Below are 5,442 nucleotides of genomic sequence, written 5' to 3' on the forward strand. Positions count from 1 at the left end.
CGGCCGGGCCGCGCTGCTCGCACGCGGCGAACCGCCGCACGCGAACGCGGGCTGACCGGGCTCGCGCCGGTCGCGGTCGGCCGGCGACGGGAATCGCCGCGCGATCACCTTGCCCTTCCTGCCACCTGTTTAGTATTTTTAGTAAAAGCCATTACGCAGATTAGTGCTTTAAATCCGGGTATTTACGGAGCACACCCGGGCATCAGGCACAAATTTCGCGAGGTGTTTTACTATACAATCGCTTTCACCCTAAACAAATCCGGATCCCGAACGATGGGCACCACCATTCGCGACGTTGCGCGGGCGGCAGAGGTCTCGATCGGCACCGTCTCCCGCGCGCTGAAAAACCAGCCGGGCCTGTCCGAAACCACGCGCGCGCGCATCGTCGAGATCGCGCAGCGCCTCGGCTACGATCCCGCGCAGCTGCGGCCGCGCATCCGCCGGCTCACGTTCCTGCTGCATCGCCAGCACAACCGCTTTCCGGCCAGCCCGTTCTTCTCGCACGTGCTGCACGGCGTCGAGAACGCCTGCCGCGAGCGCGGCATCGTGCCGACGCTGCTCACCGTCGGCCCGAACGACGACGTGCTGCGCCAGATGCGCCCGCATGCACCCGACGCGATCGCGGTGGCCGGCTTCATGGAGCCGGAGACGATCGACGCGCTCGCCGCGACCGGCCGCCCGCTCGTGCTGATCGACCTGTGGGCACCCGGGCTGCGCTCGGTCAACATCGACAACGCGACCGGCGCCGCGCTCGCGATGCGCCATCTGCTCGCGACCGGCCGCACCCGCATCGCGTTCATCGGCGGCTCGCCCGCGCACTACAGCATCACGCAGCGCGCGATCGGCTACCGGCGCGCGTTCTTCGAAGCCGGCCGGCTGTTCGATCCCGCGTACGAAGTGACGATCGACGCCGGGCTCGATCCCGACACGGGCGCCGCGCGCGCGATGCAGCAGTTGCTCGACGCGCCGCGCCCGCGGCCCGACGCGGTGTTCGCATACAACGACGCGGCCGCGCTCGCCGCGCAGCGCGTGTGCATCGCGCACGGCCTGCGGGTACCGGACGACATCGCGATCGTCGGCTTCGACGACATCCCGGCCGCCGCGCACGCGCACCCGCCCCTCACGACGCTCGCGGTCGACAAGGAAGCGCTCGGCCGCCGCGGCGTCGAGCTGCTGCTCGCCGACGCCCCCGAGCACACCGAGATCTGCCTGCCCGTCGAGCTGATCGTGCGGGCCAGCAGCCAGCCCGCCGCGACGCCGGCATTCGACACCACGGTCACCGAATCATGAACATGCCCCCGGTCCACCCCAGCCCGGCGATGCCGGCCGCGCACGCGCAATCGGCCCCGTTCGTCGAGAGCTTCCGCGATCCGTCGTTCCTGCTGTCGCACGTCGAGGACACGCTGCGCTTCTACGCGCCGAACGCGCTCGACCCGACGGGCGGCTTCTACCACTACTTCCGCGACGACGGCAGCGTGTACAACCGCACGTCGCGGCACCTCGTCAGCAGTTGCCGGTTCGTCTTCAACTACGCGATGGCGTACCGGCATTTCGGCGATCCGCGCCATCTCGACTACACGCGCCACGGGCTGCGCTTCCTGCACGACGCGCACTGGGACGACGAACTGCAGGGCTACGACTGGGAACTCGACTGGCGCGACGGCGCGAAGCGCGCGACGCTCGACGGCACGCGGCACTGCTACGGCCTCGCGTTCGTGCTGCTCGCCGCCGCGCACGCGACGATGGCGGGCGTCGCCGAAGCGCGGCCGCTGATCGCCGCGACCTACGAGCTCGCCGAGCACCGCTTCTGGGATGCCGCCGCGGGCCTGTACGCGGACGACGCGTCGCCAAACTGGATCGTGTCGAGCTACCGCGGCCAGAACGCGAACATGCACATGACCGAGGCGCTGCTTGCCGCCTACGAGGCGACCGGCCACCTCACCTATCTCGATCGCGCGGAAAAGCTCGCGACGCATATCACGCAGCGCCAGGCGGCGCTGTCGGGCGGCCTCGTGTGGGAGCACTATCACGCGGACTGGTCGGTCGACTGGGACTACAACAAGGAAGACAGCTCGAACATCTTCCGGCCGTGGGGCTTCCAGCCCGGGCACCAGACCGAATGGGCGAAGCTGCTGCTGATCCTCGAACGGCACCGCCCGCTCGACTGGCTCGTGCCGCGCGCGGCCGAGCTGTTCGATGCGGCGCTCGCGCACGCGTGGGACGCCGAACACGGCGGGCTCTGTTACGGCTTCGGCCCCGACTTCACGATCTGCGACCACAACAAGTATTTCTGGGTGCAGGCGGAAACCTTCGCGGCAGCCGCGCTGCTCGGCGCGCGCACCGGCGCCGAGCGCTTCTGGGACTGGTACGACGAGATCTGGCGCTATAGCTGGGCGCATTTCGTCGATCACCGCTACGGCGCGTGGTACCGGATCCTCACCTGCGACAACCGCAAGTACAGCGACGAGAAGAGCCCCGCCGGCAAGACCGACTACCACACGATGGGCGCGTGCTACGACGTGCTCGCCACGCTAGCGCGCGCGGCGCGCAGCGAACCGACGCAATGACGGACCACGCATTCCCGGCGTTCGTGTCCGCCGGCGACATCCTCACCGACATGGTGCGCGCGGGCGACGCGCACTGGACGTCGGTACCGGGCGGCGCTGGCTGGAACGTCGCGCGCGCGGTCGCGCGGCTCGGCGTATCGAGCGCGCTCGCGGGCGCGATCGGCGACGACTGCTTCTCCGACGCGCTGTGGCGCGCGAGCGAGGTTGCCGGGCTCGATCTGCGCTTCCTGCAGCGCGTCGCGCGGCCGCCGCTGCTCGCGATCGTCCACGAAACGCGGCCGCCCGCCTACTTCTTCATCGGCGAGGCCAGCGCCGATCTCGCGTTCGATCCCGCGCGGCTGCCGGCCGGCTGGGCCGATCACGTGCAGTGGGCGCACTTCGGCTGCATCAGCCTCGTGCGCGAACCGCTCGCGGGCACGCTGCTCGCGCTCGCGGCCGACCTGCACGCGCGCGGCGTGAAGATCAGCTTCGATCCGAACTTCCGGAACCTGATGACGGCCGCGTACCGGCCGACGCTCGAGCGGATGGCCGGCCTCGCGGACCTGATCAAGGTATCCGACGAGGATCTGCGGCACCTGTTCGACGGCGGCAGCGAAGCCGATGCGATCGCGGCGCTGCGGGCGATGAACCCGCGTGCGGCGCTCCTCGTCACGCGCGGCGCGAACGCGGCGACGCTGTACGCGGACGGCGACGTTCACGAAGCGAGTCCGCCGCGCGTCGAAGTGGTCGATACGGTCGGCGCGGGCGACGCGTCGATCGGCGGGCTGCTGTTCAGCCTGATGGCGGCACCGCAGCGGCCGTGGCGCGCGCACCTCGCGTTCGCGCTCGCGGCCGGCGCCGCCGCGTGCCGTCACACGGGCGCGCACGCGCCGACGCTCGACGAGGTCGTCGCGCTGTTCGACGACTGACACGAACCGCTGTACAGGGTGCGGCGCAGTGCTACGATGAAGTGTCCTATTGCGGGAGAAGCGTCATGGACACCAACACGTTCACGAAGGGCATCTACACGGCCAAGGCGCACACCCAGCATTCCGGCACCGGGCAGTTCCAGGGCTACGTGATCCTGACCCGTGACGACGGGGACGATACCGAGAATGTGCGCTACGACGTGCACACGACGAGCCCCAACGAGGAAGAAGCGTTCAACGAGGCGAAGGCACTCGCGCACCGGATCCTCGGCGAAATAGAACTGTAACGCGCATCCGGCAGCCGCGAGCAAGGCGCCGCCGTCGCGCATCAGACGAGCCGCGCCACCATCGACACCAGCATCGTGATCACCAGCGTCGACATGAACGGAAACGGGTAGCGCCGCCCGCCGAGCGTCAGCGTCACGTCGCCCGGCAGCCGCCCGACGCCGAGCTTGCCGAGCCATGGCCAGCAGCGTGTGAGGATCATCACCGCGATGAACGACGCCATCAGCCAGCGCAGCATCGGTCGCTCCCGTCAGAGCACGTGCGAACGGTCGCCGCGCGCGAACGCGTCGAGCGTGCCGTCGATGCCGCGCGAGAACGCGATCACCTTGAACAGCTCGCCCATCTCCGCTTCCGAGATCAGCTTCTGCACCGCATTCGCGGCCGGCAGGAACTGCGTGACGTCGGACGGATCGATCGCGGCGAGCGCGTCGGTGATCCCCGCGTTGAGCAGGAAACGCGCCTGCGACGTATAGCCGAGCAGGTCCGCGCCGGTCGCGACGCCGGCCTCGTAGATACCGGAGAATTCGACGTGCGCGGTGATGTCCTGCAGGCCCGGGTACAGGAACGGGTCGTCGTGCGCGCGGTGGCGGTAGTGGCACATCAGCGTGCCGCGGTCGCGCTGCGGATGGTAGTACTCGTGCGCGGGAAAGCCGTAGTCGATCAGCAGCACCGCGCCGCGCGCGAGCATCGTGCAGACGGTGCGCGTGAACGCGAGCGCCGCCTCGTGCGTCTCGGTCACGTAGCCGTCGGCCGCATCGAGTGTCGTGAGCACCGGCGGCAGCCCGGCCGCCTCGACCGGGCGGTCGTCGAACACGAACGCCTGCCGCGCGTCGAGCGCGACGCCGCGTTCGCGCCATGCGCCGTCCGCCTTCGCGAACAGCCGCACCGGCATCGCGTCGAGCACCTCGTTGCCGACGACGACGCCGTCGAACCGCTCGGGCAGCGCGTCGAGCCAGCGCACCTTCGCCGCGAGGCCCGGCGCGGCGGCCGCGATCGTGTCGCGCTGCCGTTCGCGCAGCTCGCCGGACAGGTCGACGATCAGGTATTCGTCGAGCCCGGCCTCGAGCGCGTCGAGCGCCGCGAGCAGCCCCGCCGCGAGCTTGCCGGTGCCCGCGCCGAATTCCATCACGCGGCGCGTGCCGCTCGCCGCGAGCGCTTCGGCAACCGGCCGCGCGAGCGTCTGCGCGAACAGCGGCGACAACTCGGGCGCGGTGACGAAGTCGCTGCCGTCCTCGGCGCGGCGGCCGAACTTGCGGGCGCCGCCGCTGTAATAGCCGAGGCCGGGCGCGTACAGCGCCGTTTCCATGAAACCGGCAAACGGCAGCCAGCCGCCGGCCGCCGCGATCTCGCCACGCAGTTGCGCGGCAAGGGTTTCGGACTGCGCGAGCGCGTCAGGGCCGGGAGCAGGTAAACTAGCGGGTTCGTGAGCTTTCGGGTTCATCCCGGCATTGTAAATGACCGTTTCAGCCGATATGTCGCCCGCACGCGTGGTGCTCATCGCGGGCGCCGCGGACAGCGCAGCCGACGCCGCGTCGATCGGGCGCGCGCTCGCGACCGCGACGCTGCTGCCGTTCGCGTCGCTCGGCGACATCGTCGGCCACAAGCGCGTGTACGTCGCGGGCCTCGCGGTGTTCACGCTGGCGTCGCTCGGCTGCTCGCGCGCGTCCACGCTGCCGCTCCTC

Annotated in this window: 6 protein-coding genes and 1 pseudogene; 5 read left to right on the forward strand and 2 right to left on the reverse strand. The window is 70.1% G+C overall.

Translation table 11 applies throughout. The annotated features are described in order from the left end of the window. Positions 1 to 273 precede the first annotated feature (273 nt). The 4 genes from G3N94_RS39430 (at position 274) to G3N94_RS39445 (ending at position 3,762) form a co-directional block, all read left to right on the forward strand. The gene (locus tag G3N94_RS39430; RefSeq protein WP_205799606.1) at positions 274 to 1,290 is read left to right on the forward strand and encodes a LacI family DNA-binding transcriptional regulator; all 1,017 of its coding nucleotides are present in this window, start codon (positions 274 to 276) and stop codon (positions 1,288 to 1,290) included. Then, a complete protein-coding gene (locus G3N94_RS39435) occupies positions 1,287 to 2,567 on the forward strand; it encodes an AGE family epimerase/isomerase (protein WP_205799607.1) in 1,281 nt (426 codons plus the stop codon). The genes G3N94_RS39430 and G3N94_RS39435 overlap by 4 nt, the downstream gene beginning before the upstream one ends. Next, the gene (locus G3N94_RS39440; RefSeq protein WP_205799608.1) at positions 2,564 to 3,475 is read left to right on the forward strand and encodes a carbohydrate kinase; all 912 of its coding nucleotides are present in this window, start codon (positions 2,564 to 2,566) and stop codon (positions 3,473 to 3,475) included. The genes G3N94_RS39435 and G3N94_RS39440 overlap by 4 nt, the downstream gene beginning before the upstream one ends. Before the next feature lie 65 nt (positions 3,476 to 3,540). Then, positions 3,541 to 3,762: a hypothetical protein gene (locus G3N94_RS39445; protein WP_205799609.1), complete on the forward strand. Its 222-nt coding sequence runs from the start codon at positions 3,541 to 3,543 to the stop codon at positions 3,760 to 3,762. 41 nt (positions 3,763 to 3,803) lie between these two features. On the opposite strand, the gene G3N94_RS39450 is transcribed toward G3N94_RS39445, so the two are convergent. Both G3N94_RS39450 and G3N94_RS39455 read right to left on the reverse strand, forming a co-directional pair. Further along, positions 3,804 to 3,998 (reverse strand): DUF2905 domain-containing protein, encoded by a 195-nt coding sequence (locus G3N94_RS39450; RefSeq protein ID WP_124600150.1) that lies wholly within the window; start codon positions 3,996 to 3,998, stop codon positions 3,804 to 3,806. Positions 3,999 to 4,010: 12 nt separating this feature from the next. Beyond that, positions 4,011 to 5,201 carry an SAM-dependent methyltransferase gene (locus tag G3N94_RS39455; protein ID WP_205799610.1) on the reverse strand — a complete coding sequence of 397 codons (1,191 nt, stop codon included), beginning with the start codon at positions 5,199 to 5,201 and terminating at the stop codon, positions 4,011 to 4,013. A 13-nt stretch (positions 5,202 to 5,214) separates the two neighbouring features. On the opposite strand from G3N94_RS39455, the pseudogene G3N94_RS39460 reads away from it, so the two are divergent. Next, positions 5,215 to 5,442, forward strand: a pseudogene (locus tag G3N94_RS39460) (MFS transporter); the annotation flags it as partial.

The organism is Burkholderia sp. Ac-20353, assembly GCF_017104785.1.
Lineage (GTDB): Bacteria > Pseudomonadota > Gammaproteobacteria > Burkholderiales > Burkholderiaceae > Burkholderia.